The sequence below is a fragment of the Segatella copri genome, assembly GCF_002224675.1.
In the GTDB taxonomy this organism is placed as follows: Bacteria; Bacteroidota; Bacteroidia; order Bacteroidales; family Bacteroidaceae; genus Prevotella; species Prevotella copri_U.
The window spans coordinates 130,086-151,174 of record NZ_NMPZ01000006.1 but is presented as its reverse complement, the minus strand read 5'-3'; the positions used below and the strand labels follow the sequence as shown (position 1 = coordinate 151,174).

The following is a 21,089-nucleotide window of genomic DNA, read 5'->3' as shown; positions in this document are numbered from 1 at the left end:
TTTGAGGGCATTTTTGCCGCTTTCTACATTATATATTAGAGGGGTGTTTTTTTGCTTGGGGGAAAGCTTTTGCCCTTTCAGGGCGACAGGCTTGCATCCATTAATAACCCAGGGTGGTGCCCTGGGCTAGGAGCTTCTGCCCTTTCAGGGCGTACTGTTTATATTGGAGCATCAGTTCTGTCAGGGCGTGCTGTCATTCGGCTCCGAAAATTTCTGTTGCATGAATTTTGCGTTAAATTCATTAAAAAAAAACACGGAAATGATGGTTATTGCAAATATTTTGTTACCTTTGCCCTTGATTATGAAAATATGAACTAACGATTGAGTAGATATGACACTAGTCATTTTAACCATACTGATCCTGGCCTGCGTGCTCATTGCAACTGAGAACGTGACCAAAGTAAACCGTGCTGCCGTGGCTATCTTCGCCGGAACGGTGGGATGGGTGCTGTATATATGCTTCGGTATGGACTTCGTAACTAGCGAACATTCAGCGGATTATACCCGCTTCCTCAATTTCAGTGAAATGGAATCAACCAGTACTTCCGTCAAGTACTTCATCTCCCGAAACATCTTCCTCCCACAGGTGGGTAGGGCAGCGGAGATCGTGATGTTCCTGCTCGCTACGATGACGATCGTGGAAATCCTCAACAACAACGGCTGCTTTGACTTCGTGCGCCAGTTGCTTCGCACGCGCAGCAGCAAGAAGATGCTGTGGACGCTCGCCATCGTTACATTCCTGATTTCCATCAATCTCGATAACCTCACTACCACCGTGATGATGCTCACCATGATGCATGGCATCATCCCGAGCAGAAGACAGAGAATGGTGTATGGAAGCGCCATCCTCGTAGCTGCCAACTGTGGCGGTGCGCTCACCGTGATTGGTAACCCGGAAGGTCTGGTACTCTGGAATTCAGGGGCTGTTACAGCCACCGTTTTCTCCTTTTCATTACTCCTCCCTTGTCTTGCAGCGTGGTTGATTCCAACCCTGCTGATGCAGCGTATGCTGCCCGAAAGAGTTGAGACAGAGTGGATTGTGATGCCTTTCCGTGGCGATGACACCCGCCTGAACAAGTGGCAGAGATTGCTGATGCTCCTCGTGGGAATCGGCGGTCTGTGGTTTATCCCTACCTTCCATAACATCACCAAGCTCAGCCCGTTCCTGGGCGCCCTGTGCGTGCTCAGCGTACTCTGGATCGTGAACGAGATCTTCAATCGCAAGCTCATGAACATGGATGCGATGGTGGAGCGTCGTACCCCTAGAGTGCTGCAATACGGTGTGATTCAGATGATTCTCTTCGTGATGGGAATGATTCTCGCCGTGGGCGTGGTGAAGGAGACAGGTGCCTTCTATGACCTCTCCAACTGGATGGGAACCAGCGAGGAACACCCTAATGTATGGCTGCATGGCGTGGCTGCCGGAGTGCTGAGTACGGTACTCGACAACTTTGCCACCGCCATGAACTTCTTCTCATTGCACGATGTGATGGGATTGGGCGACCCTACCTATGTCATGGATTCGGTATATAATACCAACGGTCTCTACTGGCAGGTAATCGCTTACTGCGTAATGGCAGGAGGCAATGTGCTGGGCATCGGTACCATCAGCGGTCTCGCCCTGATGAAGATGGAGCACATGCGCATGGGCTGGTTCTTCCGCAATATCGGATGGAAGGCCCTCGTGGGTGGCGTGGCTGGCCTCGTTATCCTCTGGCTCTCGCACACCCTGATGGGAAGAGCCGTTTACTTAATGATTTAAACAACCATATCTGAAGAAGAAAAGAAAGAATCTGAAAACGGAAGAGATTCAGGAGATTCAAAAAAGAAGAATCAGATGGAAGAGATTCAGGAAGATTCAAAAAGAAGAATCAGACGAAAGAAATTCAGGACGAATCAGACGACGAAAGAGATTCAGAAAGTTCTAAAGAAGAAAAAGGGGATGTAACACGCATCCCGGAACCAACAAGAAAGCATATTTTTTTTATTAATGTATCACTAATATATAATATAATAAGGTATATATAGTTATGGCAAAGATTAAGACTATAGGTATTTTGACTTCTGGAGGTGATGCTCCTGGTATGAACGCAGCAATCCGTGCGGTGACCCGTTCGGCTATCTACAACGGATTCACCGTGAAGGGTATCTATCGTGGTTACGATGGACTGATCAACGACGAGATCAAGACTTTCACCACTGAGAACGTGAGCGGTATCATCGGTACCGGCGGTACGATGCTGAAGACTGCACGTTCTAAGGAATTCATGACAGCAGAGGGCCGACAGAAGGCTTTCGAGAATATCCAGAAAGAGGAAATCGATGCGCTGGTGGTAATCGGTGGTAACGGTTCGCTCACCGGTGCGATGAACTTCGCAAGTGAGTTTGATGTCTGCTGCATCGGTCTGCCTGGTACTATCGACAACGACCTCTATGGCACTGACAACACCATCGGTTACGATACTACGATGAACACCATCGTAGAGTGCGTGGACCGTATCCGTGATACTGCGCAGAGCCACGAGCGTATCTTCTTCATCGAGGTGATGGGCCGTGATGCCGGATTCCTGGCACAGAACTCAGCCATCGCCAGCGGTGCAGAGGCTGCCATCATCCCAGAGGATTCTACCGATGTTGACCAGTTGGCTCAGTTCATGGAGCGCGGTATCCGCAAGTCTAAGAAGAGCTGTATCGTCATCGTGTCTGAGAGTCCTAAGTGCGGTGCGCTTTACTATGCCGACCGTGTACGCAAGGAGTTCCCTGAGTTCGACGTACGTGTATCTATCCTCGGTCACCTGCAGCGTGGTGGTCGCCCATCAGCCCGCGACCGTATCCTCGCCAGCCGTACCGGTTGCGGTGCCATCGAGGCTATCATGCAGGGTCAGCGCAACGTGATGATCGGTGTCCGCAACAACGAGGTAGTTTACGTACCGCTTTCAGAGGCTATCCGTTCAGACAAGCCATTCGACCGCAAGCTGATCAAGGTATTGGATGAGTTGAGCATCTAATCAGTTTCTCCTTGCATCGCATTTCGATATTCAATGCTGCTATCGGCATTAATTATAGGAAATGAATGAAAAGTAAAAATGGTTTAAACGGAACTAAAAAAGTTTTAAAACGGAGCAAAATACAAACAAAACTTCCGAAAAATTTGCGGCTTCCGTAAATTGTTGTTACTTTTGCAGGCGTATAACGAAATTCGTGATTCGGGCTTCAATTCCCGACATCACGAACCTCGAATACCAAAAGAACGAAATATAAATATTAAAAAATAAATTTTTAAACTAATAAGCTTATGTCACAAGTAAGTGGACGCATCTCGCAGATTATCGGTCCGGTTATCGACGTATATTTCGATACCAAGGGCGAGAACCCTGAGAAGGTGCTTCCTAAAATTCACGAAGCTCTGAAGGTGAAACGCCCAGACGGACGCGACCTGGTCATCGAGGTGCAGCAGCACATCGGTGAGGATACAGTTCGCTGTGTCGCCATGGACAACACCGACGGCTTGCAGCGTGGCTTGGAAGTTGCCGTAACAGGCAACCCAATCATGATGCCTGCCGGAGAGCAGATCAAGGGCCGTATGATGAATGTAATCGGACAGCCTATTGATGGTATGAACGAATTGGACATGAAGGGTGCTTATCCTATCCATCGCGAGGCTCCGAAGTTCGACGAGCTCTCTACGCACAAGGAGATGCTTGCCACCGGTATCAAGGTGATCGACCTGCTCGAGCCTTACATGAAGGGTGGTAAGATCGGTCTCTTCGGTGGTGCCGGTGTAGGTAAGACGGTGCTCATCATGGAGTTGATCAACAACATTGCCAAGGGACACAACGGCTACTCTGTATTCGCTGGTGTAGGTGAGCGTACTCGTGAGGGTAACGACTTGATTCGAGACATGCTCGAGTCTGGCGTTATCAAGTATGGCGAGAAGTTCCGTAAAGCTATGGAAGAAGGTAAGTGGGACCTCTCACTCGTTGACCCTGAGGAGCTTGCCAAGAGTCAGGCTACCCTGGTGTATGGTCAGATGAACGAGCCACCTGGGGCACGTGCTTCAGTAGCGCTTTCAGGTTTGACTGTTGCCGAGGAGTTCCGTGACCACGGAGGCAAGAACGGTGAGGCTGCCGACATTATGTTCTTCATCGATAACATCTTCCGTTTCACCCAGGCTGGTTCTGAGGTGTCTGCGCTCTTGGGCCGTATGCCATCAGCCGTAGGTTATCAGCCAACACTGGCTTCTGAGATGGGTGCCATGCAGGAGCGAATCACTTCTACCAAGAATGGTTCCATCACCTCAGTACAGGCTGTATATGTGCCTGCCGACGACTTGACCGACCCTGCTCCAGCCACCACCTTTACTCACCTGGATGCCACCACAGAGCTTTCTCGTAAGATTGCATCTCTGGGTATCTATCCTGCCGTAGATCCACTGGGTTCTACCTCTCGTATCCTCGACCCACTGATTGTGGGCAAGGCTCACTACGACTGTGCACAGCGAGTAAAGCAGTTGCTGCAGCGTTACAACGAGTTGCAGGATATCATCGCCATCCTCGGTATGGATGAGCTTTCTGATGAGGATAAGTTGACCGTGAACCGTGCACGCCGTGTACAGCGTTTCCTGAGTCAGCCATTCACCGTAGCAGAGCAGTTCACCGGTCTGAAGGGTGTGATGGTACCTATCGAAGAGACTATCAAGGGCTTCAACGCCATCCTCGACGGCGAGGTGGATGACCTGCCAGAGCAGGCATTCCTCAACGTAGGTACTATCGAGGATGCGAAGGAGAAGGCTAAGCAGTTGCTCGCAGCAGCACAGGCGTAATCTTTAAATCCACGGCTTATGTTACAGCTAAAGATAGTATCTCCTGAGAAAGTAGTCTTCCAGGGTGAGGTAGAGAGCGTACTGGTTCCGGGAACCCTCGGCTCGTTCGAGATTCTCAAGGATCACGCGCCTATCATCTCTTCGCTCGAAGTGGGCAAGGTGGAATACACCACCAGGGAAGGCAAGCAGGCAATGAACATCAAGGGCGGATTCGTGGAATGTAAGAAAAACGAAGTAAGCCTCTGCGTAGAAGTATAAAATTAAGAATTCATAATTCTCAATATTGACAAGACAAAACAATGGAAAAAGATGAAAAGATGCGCTTGCAGGCTATCAGGCAGGCAGGTATCAAGTACAAGCAGATTTCTCTGTGGATGACAGCAGCCATGGCGCTCGCCATCCTCTTCAGCTGCAGAATCTCTGCACAATGCGATGATATCATTGCCCAGGTGGTTAACCCGCTGATAGTGAGTGCGATATTCTCGCTCGTTGCAAGTACTGCTTATGGCGAAGCCTGGAAGGCTGTGGCTAAATCATCTCCTGCCAATCTCGCCAAGTTCTATCTGGCGGCACTGGTCTTGAAGCTGATGGCTGGTACGCTGGTGTTCCTCATCTACGTGCTGGTATGCGACAAGCAGAACATCCTGGGATTCACCGTCATCTTCGCCCTGTTCTATGTCATGCTTCTCGTGTTCGACTGCATCTACTTCGCTCGGGTAGAGAAAAAGAGCCGCCTCTCTTAATGCGGCTCGAGACAAATAATTAATAAACAAAGTAAGAATTAAAGAATATGAAACATCTCAAGCAATTCCTCTTGATGGCGATGCTGCTCTTCACGCTGGCACCTCTGCAGGTATCGGCCAAGGAAAACATCGACGTGAAAGAGATATTGTGGGGTCATATCAAGGATTCTTATGAATGGCATATCACAAAGGTGGGAGACCATCCCGTAGTGATTCATCTGCCAATCATCGTTAACACCACTTCAGGCTGGCACGTGTTCTGCAGCAGCGAATTCTCGGAAGAGAAGGATGCCAATGGAGACCGTCCCGGACCTTTCAATCTGGTGATCAAGAACGCTGATGCGCAGGCGAATCCCAACAAGATAGTAGAGAAGGTGGGAGGCCAGGAGGTTCGTCCTCTCGACATCTCCATCACGAAGACCGTTTGCGTGCTCTTCATTGATGCTATCATCCTGTTGCTGTGTGTCCTGATACCAGCCCGCTGGTGCAGGAAGCACAAGGTGGATGACCCTGCACCAAAGGGATTTGTGGGACTGATGCACATGTTCATCATGTCGGTATATACCGATGTAATTGAGGCCACTCTGGGTAAGGAAGCCCCAAAGTATGCACCATGGTTGCTTACTTGCTTCTTCTTTATCTTCGTGGCGAACATCATGGGTATCGTACCATTCCCTCCAGGTGGTGGTAACCTGACGGGTAATATCGCCTGCACCGTATTCTTCGGTGTAACGACATTCCTGATCACCAACTTCACCGGTACCAAGGAATACTGGAAGGATATCTTCTGGCCGGAGGTACCAACGTGGTTGAAGGTGCCAGTGCCATTGATGCCATTCATCGAGCTCTTCGGAATCTTTACGAAACCGCTGGCTCTGATTATCCGACTCTTCGCCAACATGATGGCGGGTCACGCCATCGCACTTTCGTTTGCGGCTATCATTTTCATCATGTTCAACATCAGTGAGAATGCTATCGCCAACTATGTGGCAGGTACGGGTATGACAATAGTAAGTGTTGCGATGAGCGCCTTTATGATGCTCCTCGAAGTATTGGTAAGCTACATTCAGGCATTGGTATTCACCATGCTGAGTGCAGTATTCATCTCGCTGGCTCATGTAAAGTCTCATGAGGCTGAGCCAGAAATCGTAAAATAGAATTATAAACATAGAAAATATTAACAACTTAAATTATTAAGATTATGTTATCACTTTTATTAGCAGCAGAGATTGCAAAGTTGGGTGCCGCAGTAGGTGCAGGTTTGGCCGCTATTGGCGCAGGTATTGGTATCGGTCGCATTGGTGGCCAGGCTATGGACGCTATGGCTCGTCAGCCAGAGAAGATGGGCGATCTCCGTTCTTCTATGATCATCGCAGCTGCGTTGGTTGAGGGTGTTGCATTCTTCGCAGTCATCATCGCCATCTTGGCTATCGTTATGTAATAAAAAGGAATATCACCCTTCCCGCCGCGATTCATTCTCACGAATCTGTAGAATGGCCCGATATCTGATGCTCTCGGGATTTGTTCTCTCTTTGTGAGGGCGGGTGGGTGATCTTTTCCAGAGTTAATTAAAATAAAACGTTTAAGTAAAACTTTAACCAGTATATATGGATTTATTGATTCCTGATAGCGGTTTGCTTTTTTGGATGACACTGGTCTTCATCATCGTCTTCATTATCCTCTGGAAGGCTGGATTCCCAGCCATCATCAAGATGGTGACCGATCGTAAGGCCTTCATCGACGAGAGCCTGAAGAAAGCTCACGAAGCCAACGAGAAGCTTGCCAATATCCAAAAAGAAGGTGAATCCATCTTGCAGGAAGCTCGCGAGAAGCAGGCTGCCATCCTCAAGGAGGCTGCCGATACCCGCGATGCCATCGTAGAGAAAGCACAGGACAAGGCTCGCGAAGAGGGCGCTCGTCTGCTCTCTGACGCCAAGGCGCAGATTGAGACAGAAAAGCAGAATGCCATTCGCGAAATCCGTGGACAGGTTGCCGAGCTCTCTGTACAGATTGCAGAAAAAGTGCTCAAGGCTAAGCTCTCTGACGACAAGGCACAGATGGATATGATAAATCGACTGCTGGACGAGGTTTCTTCTGACAACAAACAGTAAAGCTTATGGATATCGGTGTAATATCGGTGCGTTATGCCCGTGCCCTCATCAAGGCAGCACTCGGCATGAAGCTCGAAGATCAGGTGTACCAGGAGATGCAGACGCTCTACACGAGCTACATCGACGTGCCTGAACTGAGATTTACGATAGACAACCCTATGCTTTCAAAGGACAAGAAGCAGGCGCTTCTCACCACAGCCCTGGGTAAGAACCCATCGGATCTGAGCAAGAAGTTCATCGCACTCGTCCTGAAGGAGGATAGGGAGAGCACCCTGCAATTCATGGCTGCTTCGTATATCACTCTTTACAGGAAACAGAAGAACATCATCCGCGGTAAGCTGATCACCGCCACTGCCGTTGACGCCTCTACGGAGGACAAGATGCGCAAGATGGTGGAGCAGAGAACGCAAGGTACTGTGGAGTTCAAGACTGAGGTGAACCCTGATTTGATTGGTGGTTTCATCCTTGAGTATGATACTTACAGAATGGATGCGAGCGTGAAGACAAAGCTCAACAACATTCTGACACAGCTCAAAAAGTAAAACGGAAAGAGAACGGAAAGGGTTATTTCTTTATAATAAAGGTAATCATCAAGTTCAAATTTCAAAGTTCAAATTTCAAAGTAAATAAACAATGTCAGATAAAATTAAACCAAGTGAGGTGTCTGAAGTGCTTCAGCAGCAGCTCCAGGAGGTGAATGGCTCTCAGCAGTTTGACGAGGTAGGTACCGTGCTTACCGTCAGTGATGGCGTGGCTCGTATCTACGGTCTTCGCAATGCAGAGGCTAATGAGCTTCTTGAGTTCGAGAACGGCACAATGGCCATCGTCATGAACTTGGAGGAAGACAATGTAGGTTGTGTCCTCTTAGGTCCTACTGCTGGCATCAAGGAGGGACAGAGCGTGAAGCGTACTCACCGTATCGCTTCTATCCGCGTGAACGACAACTTCTTAGGTCGTGTCGTTAACCCTCTGGGTCAGGCTATCGACGGTCTGGGTGATATCGATCTCACCGGCGCTTTCGAGATGCCGCTGGATCGTAAGGCTCCTGGTGTGATCTATCGTCAGCCAGTGAAGGAGCCTCTGCAGACAGGTTTGAAGGCTGTGGATTCCATGATTCCTATCGGTCGTGGACAGCGTGAGTTGATCATCGGCGACCGTCAGACCGGTAAGACTGCCATCGCAGTGGATACCATCATCAACCAGAAGAGTTTCTATGAGGCAGGCAAGCCTGTATATTGTATCTATGTAGCCATCGGTCAGAAAGCATCTACCGTTGCAGCATTGGTACAGAACCTGAAGGAGCACGGCGCCCTGCCATATACCATCATCGTAAGTGCTACCGCTGCCGATCCTGCAGCCATGCAGTATTATGCACCATTCGCCGGTGCAGCTATCGGTGAGTACTTCCGCGACCGTGGTTACTCAGCCCTCGTAGTATATGATGACTTGAGTAAGCAGGCTGTGGCTTACCGTGAGGTATCATTGATTCTCCGCCGTCCATCAGGACGTGAGGCTTACCCTGGTGATGTGTTCTATCTCCACTCTCGTCTGTTGGAGCGTGCCGCTCGTATCAACGACCAGCAGGAGGTAGCCGAGCAGATGAACGACCTTCCTGAGTGCCTGAAAGGCAAGGTGAAGGGTGGTGGCTCTTTGACAGCCCTCCCAATCATCGAGACCCAGGCTGGTGACGTTTCTGCCTACATCCCAACCAACGTGATTTCCATCACCGACGGTCAGATCTTCCTGGAGACCGACCTCTTCAACCAGGGCTTCCGCCCAGCTATCAACGTAGGTATCTCTGTATCTCGTGTAGGTGGTTCTGCCCAGATCAAGAGTATGAAGAAGGTGGCTGGTACCCTGAAGATCGATATGGCTCAGTATCGTGAGCTGGAGGCTTTCTCTAAGTTCTCAAGCGATATGGATGCCGTAACAGCGATGACACTGGACCGTGGTAGAAAGAACGACCAGTTGCTGGTTCAGCCTCAGTATCGCCCTATGCCAGTGGGCGAGCAGGTGGCTATCCTCTATTGTGGTGTGCACGGACTGATGCACGACGTGCCAATGGACAAGGTACGCGAGTGCCAGGATCAGTTCCTCGACGCTATGCGCAGCCAGCACGCCGACGTAATCGAGACTTTGGCTGATGGTAAGCTCACCGACGATTGCATCGCGGTGATCAAGGATACCATGGCTAATGTAGCAGGACAATATAAAGCGTAATAGCCTATGCCGTCGTTAAAAGAGATTAAGACTCGCATCGCCAGCGTCAACAGTACCCGTAAGATTACGAGTGCGATGAAGATGGTGGCTTCCAGCAAGTTGCATCATGCTCAGGTAGCTATCCAGAATATGCTGCCTTATGAGAATATGCTGGAGCATATCCTGAAGAGCTTCCTGGTGAGTACTCCGAATGTGGACCATGAGTTGCAGGTGGAGCACAAGGAAATCAAGCGTGTGGCTCTCATCGTATATAGCTCTAACAGCAGCTTGTGCGGTGGTTTCAATTCCAACGTCATCAAGATGATGATTCAGGCGGTGGACGAGTATAAGGCTCATGGCATTGACGACATCACGGTATATCCTATCGGCAGAAAGGTGGCTGAGAAGGCACAGAAGCTGGGTTTGAAGATTGGCGGTAACTTCTTGGATCTTGCCGATCATCCTAATTCAAGCGCTTGTGCCGACATCGCCCGCAAGCTTGCCAAGCAGTATGCAGCTGGTGAACTTGACAAGGTGGAGATGATCTATCACCACTTCAAGAGTGCCGGTTCGCAGATCCTTACCCAGAAGACTTTCCTGCCTATCGACCTCAGCACTGAGGCGATAGGAGAGGACAACGACCGTGACCTCACATCGAATGTGGCTACGGCGAAGGCTCAGGAGTATCTGCGCAAGAAGCAGGCTAGTGAGGATGAAAGACAGCGTGCAGAGGCGCATCCTCTGAACGATGACTTCATCGTGGAGCCGGATCTGGAGACTGTTTTGGGTGTATTGATTCCTAAACAGCTTCATCTGATGGTTTACACTGCTTTGTTGGATAGTCAGGCGAGTGAGCATGCAGCCCGTATGGTTGCCATGCAGACTGCTACGGATAATGCCGATGAACTCTTGCGTGAACTGAATCTTCAGTACAACAAGAGTCGTCAACAGGCCATTACGAATGAATTGTTGGATATCGTGGGTGGAAGCGTGAATAACTAAGCTTCTACGTTAGATATTATGGGAGGAAGCTAGAATAATTAGCTTTCCAAGCCGTTGTTTCTGAATCAAGAGGTAACTTGTTGGCCCAGGTTACCTCTTTTTTATGTTTTGTTTTTTCTTGTTATCCCCACACGCCCTTTCAGGGCGAGTAGAGTATAGGCTATTTGCCTGTATATTTCTTGATGGCTTTGATAAAAGTATCGCCATATTTCTTGATCTTGAATTCGCCGATACCGCTGATGAGACCGAATGCCTGGAGGGTGGTAGGCTTCATCTTGGTTAATTCGTGCAGACTCTTATCTGATAACACGATGTATGGAGGATAGCCCTGTTCATCGGCAAGATTCTTTCTGATCTTACGCAGATATTCGAAAAGCTTCTTATCTTCTACACCCGACATTTCATCCTCGAAAATCACACGCTCGGCATGAACCACAGGGATGCTGCTTCCTCTTGAAGGTCTGTTGACCCTTTGCTGACGAGGAGCCCGCTCTTCATTCTCAACTATCACCAGCGAAACCTGGTGTTCTCCCTTGAGAACCTTCCAGCCCAATGGTGTGACCTTCATCTGGTTATGCATGTTGTACGCCACTTCGAAGAAACCCATCTGCAGCATCTGGAGCATGTATGCCTGCCAGTCACGAACGCTTACATCCTTGCCCACTCCGAAGGTCTTCAACTCGTTGTAGTGATTGCGCGCCACGGCAGGAGTCTGCATACCCCTCAATATCTCTATGCAGGTACCCACGGCAATCTTTTCACCCGCACGGACCACCGCACTCAGCGCCTTCTGGGTAAGCACGGTACCATCGAAAGTGCGTGGAGGATTGTTGCAGACATCACAATGACCACAATCCTTGCTGGAGGTCTCTCCGAAATAATTCAGGAGGATTCTTCTTCGGCAGACTCTCGATTCGGCGTATTCTTCCATTCTTCGCAGTTTTTCCAGATTCACCGATTTCTGTCCGCTTTCTTCGCAGAAAGAACGGAGGGTGATGATGTCTGCCATCGAATAGAACAATACCGTATCGGCAGGAGCGCCGTCTCTTCCGGCTCTGCCTATCTCCTGATAGAAACTCTCGATGCTCTTCGGCATGTTGTAGTGAATCACCCATCGCACATTGCCCTTGTCGATACCCATTCCGAAGGCGATGGTAGCGCACACCACTTCTATCTGGTCCATCTTGAAACGTTCCTGTACAGAGGCTCGCTGTTGGGCGGAGAGTCCGGCATGATAGGCCTCTGCCTGTATGCCATGCTCCTGCAAAGCCTCTGCCACCATCTCCGTATTCTTGCGTGAGAGGCAGTAGATGATGCCTGCCTCGTCTGGGCGACGGGCGATGAAATGGTAAATGAATTTCAGTTTCTCCTTCTTCGTACTTTCCTGGCGCACGGTAAGACTGAGGTTCGGACGGTCGAAACTGCTCACGAAGGTCTGGCCGTTCAGATGCAGCTGGTTGATGATGTCCTCTCGGGTAATCTTATCGGCTGTAGCCGTGAGCGCCATCACCGGCACGCCATTGAATTTCTCGTGCAGGAGTCCGAGCTGGGAATACTCCGGACGGAAATCGTGGCCCCACTGACTGATACAGTGGGCTTCATCAACGGCGAAGAGCGAAATCTTGATGTTGCTGAACAGATAAGGTATCTCGCTGAGGAGTTTTTCGGGAGAGACATAGAGCAGTTTCAGTTCGCCCGCTTCGCATCTTCTGCGGATGATGAGATCATCGGTTACATCGTTGCCGCTGTTGAGAGCTTCGGCTGGAATGCCGTTCGCCTTGAGGGCTTCCACCTGGTCGTGCATCAGACTGATGAGTGGCGAAATGACCACTGCTGTTCCCTCCATGGCCAGCGCCGGAACCTGATAGCACAGACTCTTTCCTCCGCCCGTCGGCATCAGTACCAGACAGTCGTTACCTTGCATCACTTCCCGGATAATGGCTTCCTGGTTGGGGCGGAAGGAATCGTATCCGAAGTAAGATTTCAATATCTCGTTGATTTGCATATTTCTTAACTATTTTTTCTTCTTTTACATTGGATATTCCTGCAAAGTTACGTAAAAAACGGGAGATTTATTACATTTCTTTCAATAAAATAAGAAAAGTTGGCTGAAAAGTTTGAAAATCCAAATAATTGTCGTACTTTTGCGCTAGAAATAAAGGTTTAGAACATGGCAAATTGTAATGTAAACACCCACGAGCGCTTTGCCGACATCCAGATGCTGCGTTACGAGCTGAAGGGATTCGATGCATTGTCGCTCAATCAGAAATTGTATATTTACTGCCTGGCAAAGGCTACCCTGATGGGACGTGACATCACGTTCGACCAGCAGGGAAAGTACAACCTGCGCATTCGCAAAACCCTGGAGGCAATCTATCGCCATTACAAGGGTATAATCGGAGAGGCTATCGAAAACACAGAGACAGCAAGCGATTCTACTACTGAAATCGAAACTTCTTCTGTATGCGATACCGAAGAATTCAAGGCTTTCGAAGTATATCTGAAGCGCGTATGGTTTGCCAGCGGCATCCATCATCATTATGGCTGCGAGAAATTCAAGCCGGGATTCTCTGAGGAATTCTTCTATCAGTTGATGGAGGAAATCTCTGAGGAAGAGTTGCCGCTCAAGAGAGGAGAGAGCAAGGAAGATCTCCTCGCTCAGCTCGTACCTGTCATCTTCGATCCGGAGGTGATGCCGAAGAGAGTGAACCAGACCGATGGCGAAGACCTGGTAAAGACTTCTGCCTGCAACTTCTATGAGAATGTGACTCAGGCGGAAGTGGAGAGATTCTATGCCCGACTGAAGGATGCCTCTAACCCGACACCACCATCTTACGGACTCAATTCCAAGCTCACTAAGCGCAACAACGAGATGATTGAGCTGGTATGGAAGGAGGATGGACTCTATAGTGAGCCTATCAAGGAAATCGTGTCCTGGTTGCTCAAGGCGCAGAAATTCGCTGAGAATGAGGGACAGAAGCATGTCATCGACCTGCTCGTGAAGTTCTATCGCACCGGTAATCTCGAGGATTTCGACCGATACAGCATCGCCTGGGTAGAGCAGCACGAAGGCATGGTGGATTTCATCAACGGATTCATCGAAGTATATGGCGACCCATTGGGATTGAAAGGTACCTGGGAGGGTATCGTGGAATACAAGGACCTAGAGGCTACCCAGCGAACCCAGACCATCAGTAAGAATGCTCAGTGGTTTGAGGATCATTCGCCTGTGGATCCACGTTTCCGCAAACCGGAGGTAAAGGGTGTTACCGCCAATGTAATCTGTGCGGCGATGCTCGGCGGAGAGGAATATCCTGCTTCGGCTATCGGCATCAATCTGCCTAATGCCAACTGGATCCGTCAGGAGCACGGTTCGAAGAGCGTTACCATCGGCAACCTGACTGATGCCTACAACAAGGCGGCTCAGGGCAACGGATTCAGAGATGAGTTTGTCATCGATGAGGAGACTGTGGCGCTGATGAATCAGTATGCTGATATCACCGACGACCTGCATACCGACCTTCACGAGTGTCTGGGACACGGCAGCGGTCAGCTTCTTCCTGGCACCGATCCTGATGCCCTGAAGGCGTATGGCAACACGATAGAGGAGGCGAGAGCCGATCTTTTCGGTCTGTACTATGTGGCTGACCATAAGTTGGTTGAGTTGGGGCTGACTCCGAATGATGAAGCTTACAAGGCGCAGTATTACAGCTATCTGATGAACGGTTTGCTCACCCAGACTATCCGAATCAAGGAGGGTGACAAGATAGAGGAGGCGCACATGAGAAACCGTGCCCTCATTGCCTGGTGGACCCTGGAGCATGCCGAGGGAGCCGCGGAACTGGTTACGGAAGAAGTAAGCTATGCTTCTGCCGAGGATGCCTTGAAGGATGCTGAGGGAAATATCGTAACCACCCGCACCTATGTGAAGGTGAATGATTACGAGAAGCTCCGTCATCTCTTCGGAGAACTCCTTGCAGAGATTCAGCGAATCAAGAGCGAGGGAGATTTCGAGGCAGCACGCCAGTTGGTGGAGAAGTATGCCGTGAATATCGATCCCGACTTGCATCGCGAGATTCTGGCGAGATACAAGAAGCTGAATCTGGCTCCATACAAGGGCTTCATCAATCCTAAAATGACGCTGGTCTATGATGAGGAGGGTAATCCTATCGACGTAAATCTCGATTATGAGGAGAGCTATACCGACCAGATGCTCCGCTATTCTGAGGAGTACGGAACGTTATAAATAATAAATAACGTTATAATAATAGATATGACAGATAATAAGAACGAGGAATTTCCGATAGTAGATGAAATGGGTAATATCTTGGGTGCAATCACCCGAGGTCATGCCCATGATGGATGCAAGATATTGCATCCTGTGGTTCATCTGCATGTATTCAATAGTAAGGGAGAACTGTATCTCCAGCACCGTCCGGCATGGAAGGATATCCAGCCTGATAAGTGGGATACTGCCTGTGGCGGACATGTGGATTTAGGCGAGAGTGTGAATCAGGCGCTTCATCGTGAAGTGAGGGAAGAGTTGGGTATCACCGATTTCGAACCGGAGTCTTTAGGACATTATGTCTTTGAGAGTCAGAGAGAAAAGGAGCTGGTATATGTTCACCGTTGTGTATATGATGGTGAAGTGAAGCCGAGCCAGGAAGAGCTGTCTGGTGGTAGATTCTGGAGTAAGGAAGAAATCAAGGAAAACATCGGCAAGGGTGTTTTCACTCCGAATTTTGAAAACGAATACCAAAAGTTTTTCGACTGCTAAGAAAATGTCCCACAGATTTCACAGATTTACACAGAGCATCGCTAGGCGTCCCGCCGGATTTGAAATCCGGCGTTAAAAAATGTCCTAACCTAATTTAGCTTTGCGGATTTGTAATCCGCAGCAAGCAAGAATGCTGTTGATGGATAGGGGGATTACAAATCCCCCGGTTTTAATAGGTCGAACCTTTTTTGACGCCGGATTACAAATCCGGCGGAACGCCTAGCGGAATATAATTTCAAATCCGGAGAGACGCCTAGCGGAATCAATGAAAAAAATCCGCAGAGCTAAAAATATGCTCTGCGGATTTATTATATCTCAAAGATACCCTTGAGTGCTCCTCTTGCGATCTTCTCGAAATCCTCTCCGAAATCGCAGAAGCGCATTACGGCATTGGCGGCAGCATGCTTCACTCCCATATTATCACCCTGCAATGCCACGGCAGCCTGATCCAGGAATTCATTGATTCCACGATCGTTAGGCTCCTTACCATTCGCAAAGAGGCGGGCAAGAAGCTGGAAACCGGCAATCTCATACAGCGGTTTATTGCTTGCAATCCATTGATACGCAATCACCGGTGCATATTCCACATATTGCAGCAGATTGAAGGCAAGCATTTCAGCCATTTCCTGGCTCTGTACCTGTTCCATCCAGATATCCGTTATCTCGGCAAGCATCTTGTCGGCAGGCATGATGAGGGTAGCAAGAATCTTGCACTCTCGGATGTCTTCCTTCCAGAGTTCGATGGCGAGGTCGTAATCCTTGCCGTATTCCTGCGCCATCTTCTTCAATTCATAGAAGGGTACACCCCAATTCAGTTTATATCCCAAGCCCTTGTCTCGCATGGATTGCGAACCCGGACCGTTCATCAACAAGCGAAAGCTTCGCTTGATAGTCATCAGTTTCTGATGTGTTTCTTCGTTCATTATAATATTTTAAATCTAAAGTTTTAATACTTTGCAGAACATTCCTTCGAACTGCTCCTCGATATTCGCTGGCTTATGCTTGAAGATACCGAAGATGGCACTGCCGCTACCGCTCATAGCTGCATATGCAGCCCCCAGATTATAGAGCTTCTGCTTGATTTCTGCTAACTCTGGATGCATCGCAAAGATAGGCGCCTCGAAATCGTTGACAAGCTCATCCTTCCAGGTCTCGATAGGCTGGCGAACGATGTCGCGGCAGCATTTCGCAGGCTTCTTAGGAGTGATGGCAGCATAGGCATCCTTGGTGCTTACGGCGATGTCGTCGCGCTTCACCACCACAATGTAATATCCCTTCATGTTATCTCCAGGACCGCTTACCGGCATCAGTACATCGCCGATACCCTCAGCATAGCAGGCAGTATCTCCATTCTCCGGGTCTGCACTGATGAAGTAGGCACAGTCGGCACCCAATTTGGCAGCATATCGCTCCATCTCAGGAATACCGATGTTCAGGCGGAAACGCTCATCGAGCAGACGGATCATATAGGCAGCATCCGCAGAGCCGCCACCCATTCCTGCCTGAGATGGGATTCGCTTGACGAGATGCGTATGAATGCGGGGAATCTTGAAGTCGGCAGCCAGCATATTATATGCCTTCACCACCAGGTTTTTCTGTTCATCGCAATCCACGGCATTGCCTGTAATCTTCAGGTCGCAGGCTACCTCGCTAGGAAATTCATCTCCCATCAGCTTGATCTCCAAGGCATCAGCCAGGGGGATAGGGTAGAACACGGTTTCCAGGTTGTGGTAACCATCAGCGCGCTTGCTTACTATATTTAAGCCAAGGTTGATCTTGGCGCATGGAAATGTAATCATAATCAATCATTGTTTAAGAGTGATACATTAACTATGTGCAATCTATATGCAATCTACTTGCAAAGATATAAAAAATATCCCAAACCCGGTGCTTTTCATCAAGATTATTTTCTTACTTGCATTAAAAATATTAAAAACATCCATATTCTGCAATATCTTTTGTACCTTTGCAAAGTGTATCCTCATTTCAGAAAGAGTGTTTCCGCTTGAGGGAAAATAGATTTTGAGTTAAGGATAGATAGATGATTAGATAAAAATAAAATTAAATAGAAATATGAAGAAAGGTGATAAAGTAAGATTCCTGAGCGAAGTGGGCGGCGGAAAGGTGGCTGGCTTCCAGGGCAAGAATATCGTGCTGGTAGAGGATGAAGATGGCTTCGAGATTCCGATGCCGATCAACGAGGTGGTAGTGGTAGAGCAGGATGACTATGCCATGGGCAAGATGATCTCTGCCAAGATGGATGCCAAGCAGAAGGCTGAAGAGCATGCCAACACCGAACTGCATCAGGACAGCAGAAGCATCAAGGCTATCCTGAACGAGCACGAGAATGATGTGGATATGAACGTAGAGGAGTATGATGCTGCCGACCGCGAGATTACCTTCGTAAAGCAGATTCAGGAGCGTACGGGCGGTAACAAGCTCAGCGCCTATCTCGCCTTCGTGCCTATCGATATCAAGGATGTGACCAACACCCGCTTCGAATCGTATATGGTGAACGACAGCAACTACTATCTGCGCTACACCTATCTCGTAGCCGAGGGCAATGCGTGGACCCTGAAGGCGGAGGGTGAAATCGAGCCAAACACCAAGCTCTTCATCGAGGAATTCGGTCGTGAGGCTTTGAATGAGATGGAGCACATCGCCATCCAGATGATTGCCTACAAGAAGGACAAGCCATTCCTGCTGAAGCCAGCTACGGATGTCCAGTTCCGCCTGGACCCAGTGAAGTTCTACAAGCTCCATCTCTTCGAGGAGAATGATTTCTTCGAGACACCAGCCTATCTCTTCACCATCGTGGAGAACGACGAGGTAGCCCGTCCGCTGGTCATCGATTCCAAGCGATTGAAGGAGCAGATGTACAAGGACGAGAAGGTGATTGCCAACACCAGCAAGAAGAAGAGCAAGAAGGATGACGGTACCCTCATCGTCGATCTTCATGCAGATGAGGTGCTTGAAACAACTGCTGGAATGAATTCTGCTGATATCCTTCATTATCAGATGGATATCTTCAAGAAGACAATGGCGGAGAACAAGAAGAACAAGGGCCAGAAGATTATCTTCATCCACGGCAAGGGCGAGGGCGTTCTGCGCCAGGCACTCATCCATGAGCTGAACTATCGCTATAAGAACTGCACCTATCAGGATGCTTCCTTCCAGGAGTATGGATATGGTGCCACACAGGTAACAATAAAGTAATTTATCATGAAGTACGGATTTATGAAGGTGGCAAGTGCCATCCCTGCCGTCAAGGTAGGCGATGTAATCTTCAACACCCAACAGATAGAAGATCTGATAGCCCAGGCTGAAGGCAAGGGCGTAGAGATCATTACCTTCCCGGAATTGTCTATTACAGGCTATTCCTGTCAGGACCTTTTCCGCCAGCAGATGCTCCTGGAATCGTCAGAGCAGGCGGTGATGATGTTGCTCGATTTCACCCGCAAACTCGACATCATCTCCATTGTTGGCGCTCCGGTAGTGGCTGGCGATCTGCTGCTGAATTGCGGTATCGTGATCCAGCACGGACAGATTCTGGGCATCGTGCCTAAGACCTATCTCCCTAACTACAGCGAGTTCTATGAGAAGCGCTGGTTTGCCTCTGCCCAGGATTTGCGCGACTGCGAGGTCCGCTATGCCGGACATAAGGTGAAGCTGACTCCGGATGTGCAGATTTTCCGCACCTATGACGGCGTGCAGTTTGGCGTAGAGATATGCGAGGATGTATGGGCTCCTGCTCCTCCTAGCAACAAGCTGGCACTGGCTGGTGCCGACCTCATCTTCAACCTCTCTGCGAGCGATGAACTCATCGGAAAGCACAACTATCTGAAAAGTCTGCTGAGCCAGCAGAGTGCCCGCACCATGACGGGTTACATCTACAGTTCCTGCGGTTTTGGCGAGAGTACGCAGGATGTGGTATATGGCGGAAATGCCCTGGTTTATGAGAATGGAGCTTTACTTGCACAAGGTGAGCGTTTCTCTCTTGAACCTCAGATGGTTATCGCGCAGGTTGATGTGGAGAAACTCCGTTCAGAGCGTCGCACAAATTCCACCTATGTCAATGCCCAGCGTAACATCAAATATTCGGTTCTCGGCGGACAGTTCAACATCCGTAACATCGATGCTGATCCTACCGAGAACGAACGCGAGTTCGTGTTAGAGCGTGAGGTGAATCCTCATCCTTTCATCCCTACGAGCGGTGATATGGATGCCTCCTGCGAGGAGATCTTCAATATCCAGCTGATGGGTCTTGCCAAGCGCATCGTACATACCCATGCCAAGACGGTGGTAGTAGGTATCAGCGGCGGATTGGATTCCACCCTTGCCCTGCTCGTCTGCGTGAAGGCATTCGATAAGCTGAAGATGGACCGCCGAGGCATCATGGGTGTTACCATGCCAGGTTTCGGAACCACCGATAGAACATATAATAATGCCATCTCGCTGATGAAGAGTCTGGGCATCACCATCAGGGAAATCAGCATCGCCAAGGCGGTGACCCAGCATTTTGAGGATATCGGTCATGACGCCAGCGTGCATGATGTAACCTATGAGAATTCGCAGGCACGCGAGCGTACACAGATTCTGATGGATCTTGCCAACAAGATGGGCGGTATGGTGATAGGCACCGGCGACCTTTCTGAGCTGGCTCTGGGCTGGGCTACCTATAATGGCGACCACATGAGCATGTATGGCGTGAATGCCAGCATCCCTAAGACCCTGATCCGCCATCTCGTGAACCATGTTGCCGAGAGTGGGGTAGATGAGCAGAGCCGCATCACCCTGCGCGACATCATCGACACACCTATCAGTCCGGAGCTGATTCCTGCCGATGAAAATGGTAACATCAAGCAGAAGACAGAAGACCTGGTGGGTCCATACGAGTTGCACGATTTCTTCCTCTATTACTTCCTGCGTTTCGGATTCCGACCAGCCAAAATCTACATGCTGGCAAAGAAGGCGTTTATCGATACCAAGCTGGAGCGTGTGAAGATCAGCGACAACGATCCTGATTCCTACGATGAGGAGACTATCAAGAAATGGCTCAAGACATTTGTTCGCCGTTTCTTCAACCAGCAGTTCAAGCGAAGCTGTCTGCCTGATGGTCCGAAGGTGGGAAGCGTGAGCCTCAGTCCTCGTGGCGACTGGCGCATGCCTAGCGATGCCGCATCCACCATCTGGCTGCAAGAGGCGGAAAACCTCTGAAATTGATTTCGGACAAGCCAAAAGTACAATATTCTTTCTGTTTTCTGGCGCGCCCGTTATATTAATTATTTACTCTTAAAGGGGCTGGATTTTGTAAATATTTGGTTTACAGAATCCAGCCTCTTTTTCTTAATATTTGAGAAATCGATTGCACAAAAATATCAGCAGAAACGTGAAATATCTTGTTGGGCGGATAGACATAGTTTGTAATTTTGCGG

The 21,089-nt window shown here is 49.2% G+C and carries 18 protein-coding genes; 15 read left to right on the top strand and 3 right to left on the bottom strand.

Features of this window, described 5'->3' with window-relative positions:
* Positions 1–331: 331 nt before the first annotated feature.
* From CFT61_RS05490 to CFT61_RS05440, 11 genes are all read left to right on the top strand, one after another.
* The gene (locus tag CFT61_RS05490) at positions 332–1,762 is read left to right on the top strand and encodes an SLC13 family permease (protein ID WP_089543458.1); all 1,431 of its coding nucleotides are present in this window, start codon (positions 332–334) and stop codon (positions 1,760–1,762) included.
* A gap of 268 nt (positions 1,763–2,030) precedes the next feature.
* Positions 2,031–3,008: a 6-phosphofructokinase gene (gene pfkA, locus CFT61_RS05485; protein WP_089543457.1), complete on the top strand. Its 978-nt coding sequence runs from the start codon at positions 2,031–2,033 to the stop codon at positions 3,006–3,008.
* A 287-nt stretch (positions 3,009–3,295) separates the two neighbouring features.
* On the top strand, positions 3,296–4,822 hold the full coding sequence (gene atpD / locus CFT61_RS05480; RefSeq protein ID WP_089543456.1) for a F0F1 ATP synthase subunit beta: 1,527 nt from the start codon (positions 3,296–3,298) through the stop codon (positions 4,820–4,822).
* Positions 4,823–4,840: 18 nt separating this feature from the next.
* Positions 4,841–5,080 carry an ATP synthase F1 subunit epsilon gene (atpC, locus tag CFT61_RS05475; protein ID WP_089543455.1) on the top strand — a complete coding sequence of 80 codons (240 nt, stop codon included), beginning with the start codon at positions 4,841–4,843 and terminating at the stop codon, positions 5,078–5,080.
* Positions 5,081–5,121: 41 nt separating this feature from the next.
* Positions 5,122–5,565 carry a hypothetical protein gene (locus tag CFT61_RS05470; RefSeq protein WP_089543454.1) on the top strand — a complete coding sequence of 148 codons (444 nt, stop codon included), beginning with the start codon at positions 5,122–5,124 and terminating at the stop codon, positions 5,563–5,565.
* Positions 5,566–5,612: 47 nt separating this feature from the next.
* Positions 5,613–6,722: a F0F1 ATP synthase subunit A gene (locus tag CFT61_RS05465; protein WP_089543453.1), complete on the top strand. Its 1,110-nt coding sequence runs from the start codon at positions 5,613–5,615 to the stop codon at positions 6,720–6,722.
* Between the two features lie 44 nt (positions 6,723–6,766).
* Positions 6,767–7,006 (top strand): ATP synthase F0 subunit C, encoded by a 240-nt coding sequence (atpE, locus tag CFT61_RS05460; RefSeq protein WP_006846851.1) that lies wholly within the window; start codon positions 6,767–6,769, stop codon positions 7,004–7,006.
* Positions 7,007–7,172: 166 nt separating this feature from the next.
* Positions 7,173–7,676, top strand: a complete 504-nt coding sequence (gene atpF, locus CFT61_RS05455) for a F0F1 ATP synthase subunit B (protein WP_089543452.1) — start codon at positions 7,173–7,175, stop codon at positions 7,674–7,676.
* A 5-nt stretch (positions 7,677–7,681) separates the two neighbouring features.
* Complete coding sequence (locus CFT61_RS05450) at positions 7,682–8,218, top strand: F0F1 ATP synthase subunit delta (RefSeq protein WP_089543451.1); 537 nt, start codon at positions 7,682–7,684, stop codon at positions 8,216–8,218.
* A gap of 91 nt (positions 8,219–8,309) precedes the next feature.
* A complete protein-coding gene (gene atpA, locus CFT61_RS05445; RefSeq protein WP_089543450.1) occupies positions 8,310–9,896 on the top strand; it encodes a F0F1 ATP synthase subunit alpha in 1,587 nt (528 codons plus the stop codon).
* A 6-nt stretch (positions 9,897–9,902) separates the two neighbouring features.
* Positions 9,903–10,877 (top strand): F0F1 ATP synthase subunit gamma, encoded by a 975-nt coding sequence (locus CFT61_RS05440; protein WP_089543449.1) that lies wholly within the window; start codon positions 9,903–9,905, stop codon positions 10,875–10,877.
* Positions 10,878–11,037: 160 nt separating this feature from the next.
* Here CFT61_RS05440 and recQ read toward each other — a convergent pair whose 3' ends face one another.
* On the bottom strand, positions 11,038–12,882 hold the full coding sequence (gene recQ, locus CFT61_RS05435) for a DNA helicase RecQ (protein ID WP_176425508.1): 1,845 nt from the start codon (positions 12,880–12,882) through the stop codon (positions 11,038–11,040).
* A 165-nt stretch (positions 12,883–13,047) separates the two neighbouring features.
* On the opposite strand from recQ, the gene CFT61_RS05430 reads away from it, so the two are divergent.
* Positions 13,048–15,123, top strand: a complete 2,076-nt coding sequence (locus CFT61_RS05430; RefSeq protein ID WP_089543448.1) for a dipeptidyl-peptidase 3 family protein — start codon at positions 13,048–13,050, stop codon at positions 15,121–15,123.
* A 27-nt stretch (positions 15,124–15,150) separates the two neighbouring features.
* Entirely contained in the window at positions 15,151–15,654 is a 504-nt protein-coding gene (locus CFT61_RS05425; RefSeq protein ID WP_089543447.1) for an NUDIX hydrolase, read from the top strand.
* Positions 15,655–15,962: 308 nt separating this feature from the next.
* Here CFT61_RS05425 and CFT61_RS05420 read toward each other — a convergent pair whose 3' ends face one another.
* Entirely contained in the window at positions 15,963–16,577 is a 615-nt protein-coding gene (locus tag CFT61_RS05420; protein WP_089543446.1) for a DNA alkylation repair protein, read from the bottom strand.
* A gap of 15 nt (positions 16,578–16,592) precedes the next feature.
* Entirely contained in the window at positions 16,593–17,453 is an 861-nt protein-coding gene (gene ispE, locus CFT61_RS05415) for a 4-(cytidine 5'-diphospho)-2-C-methyl-D-erythritol kinase (protein ID WP_089543445.1), read from the bottom strand.
* A gap of 274 nt (positions 17,454–17,727) precedes the next feature.
* On the opposite strand from ispE, the gene CFT61_RS05410 reads away from it, so the two are divergent.
* Together CFT61_RS05410 and CFT61_RS05405 are read left to right on the top strand one after the other, a co-directional pair.
* Positions 17,728–18,870, top strand: a complete 1,143-nt coding sequence (locus CFT61_RS05410) for a DUF2027 domain-containing protein (protein WP_089543444.1) — start codon at positions 17,728–17,730, stop codon at positions 18,868–18,870.
* A gap of 6 nt (positions 18,871–18,876) precedes the next feature.
* Positions 18,877–20,871: an NAD(+) synthase gene (locus CFT61_RS05405; protein ID WP_089543443.1), complete on the top strand. Its 1,995-nt coding sequence runs from the start codon at positions 18,877–18,879 to the stop codon at positions 20,869–20,871.
* Positions 20,872–21,089: the final 218 nt, after the last annotated feature.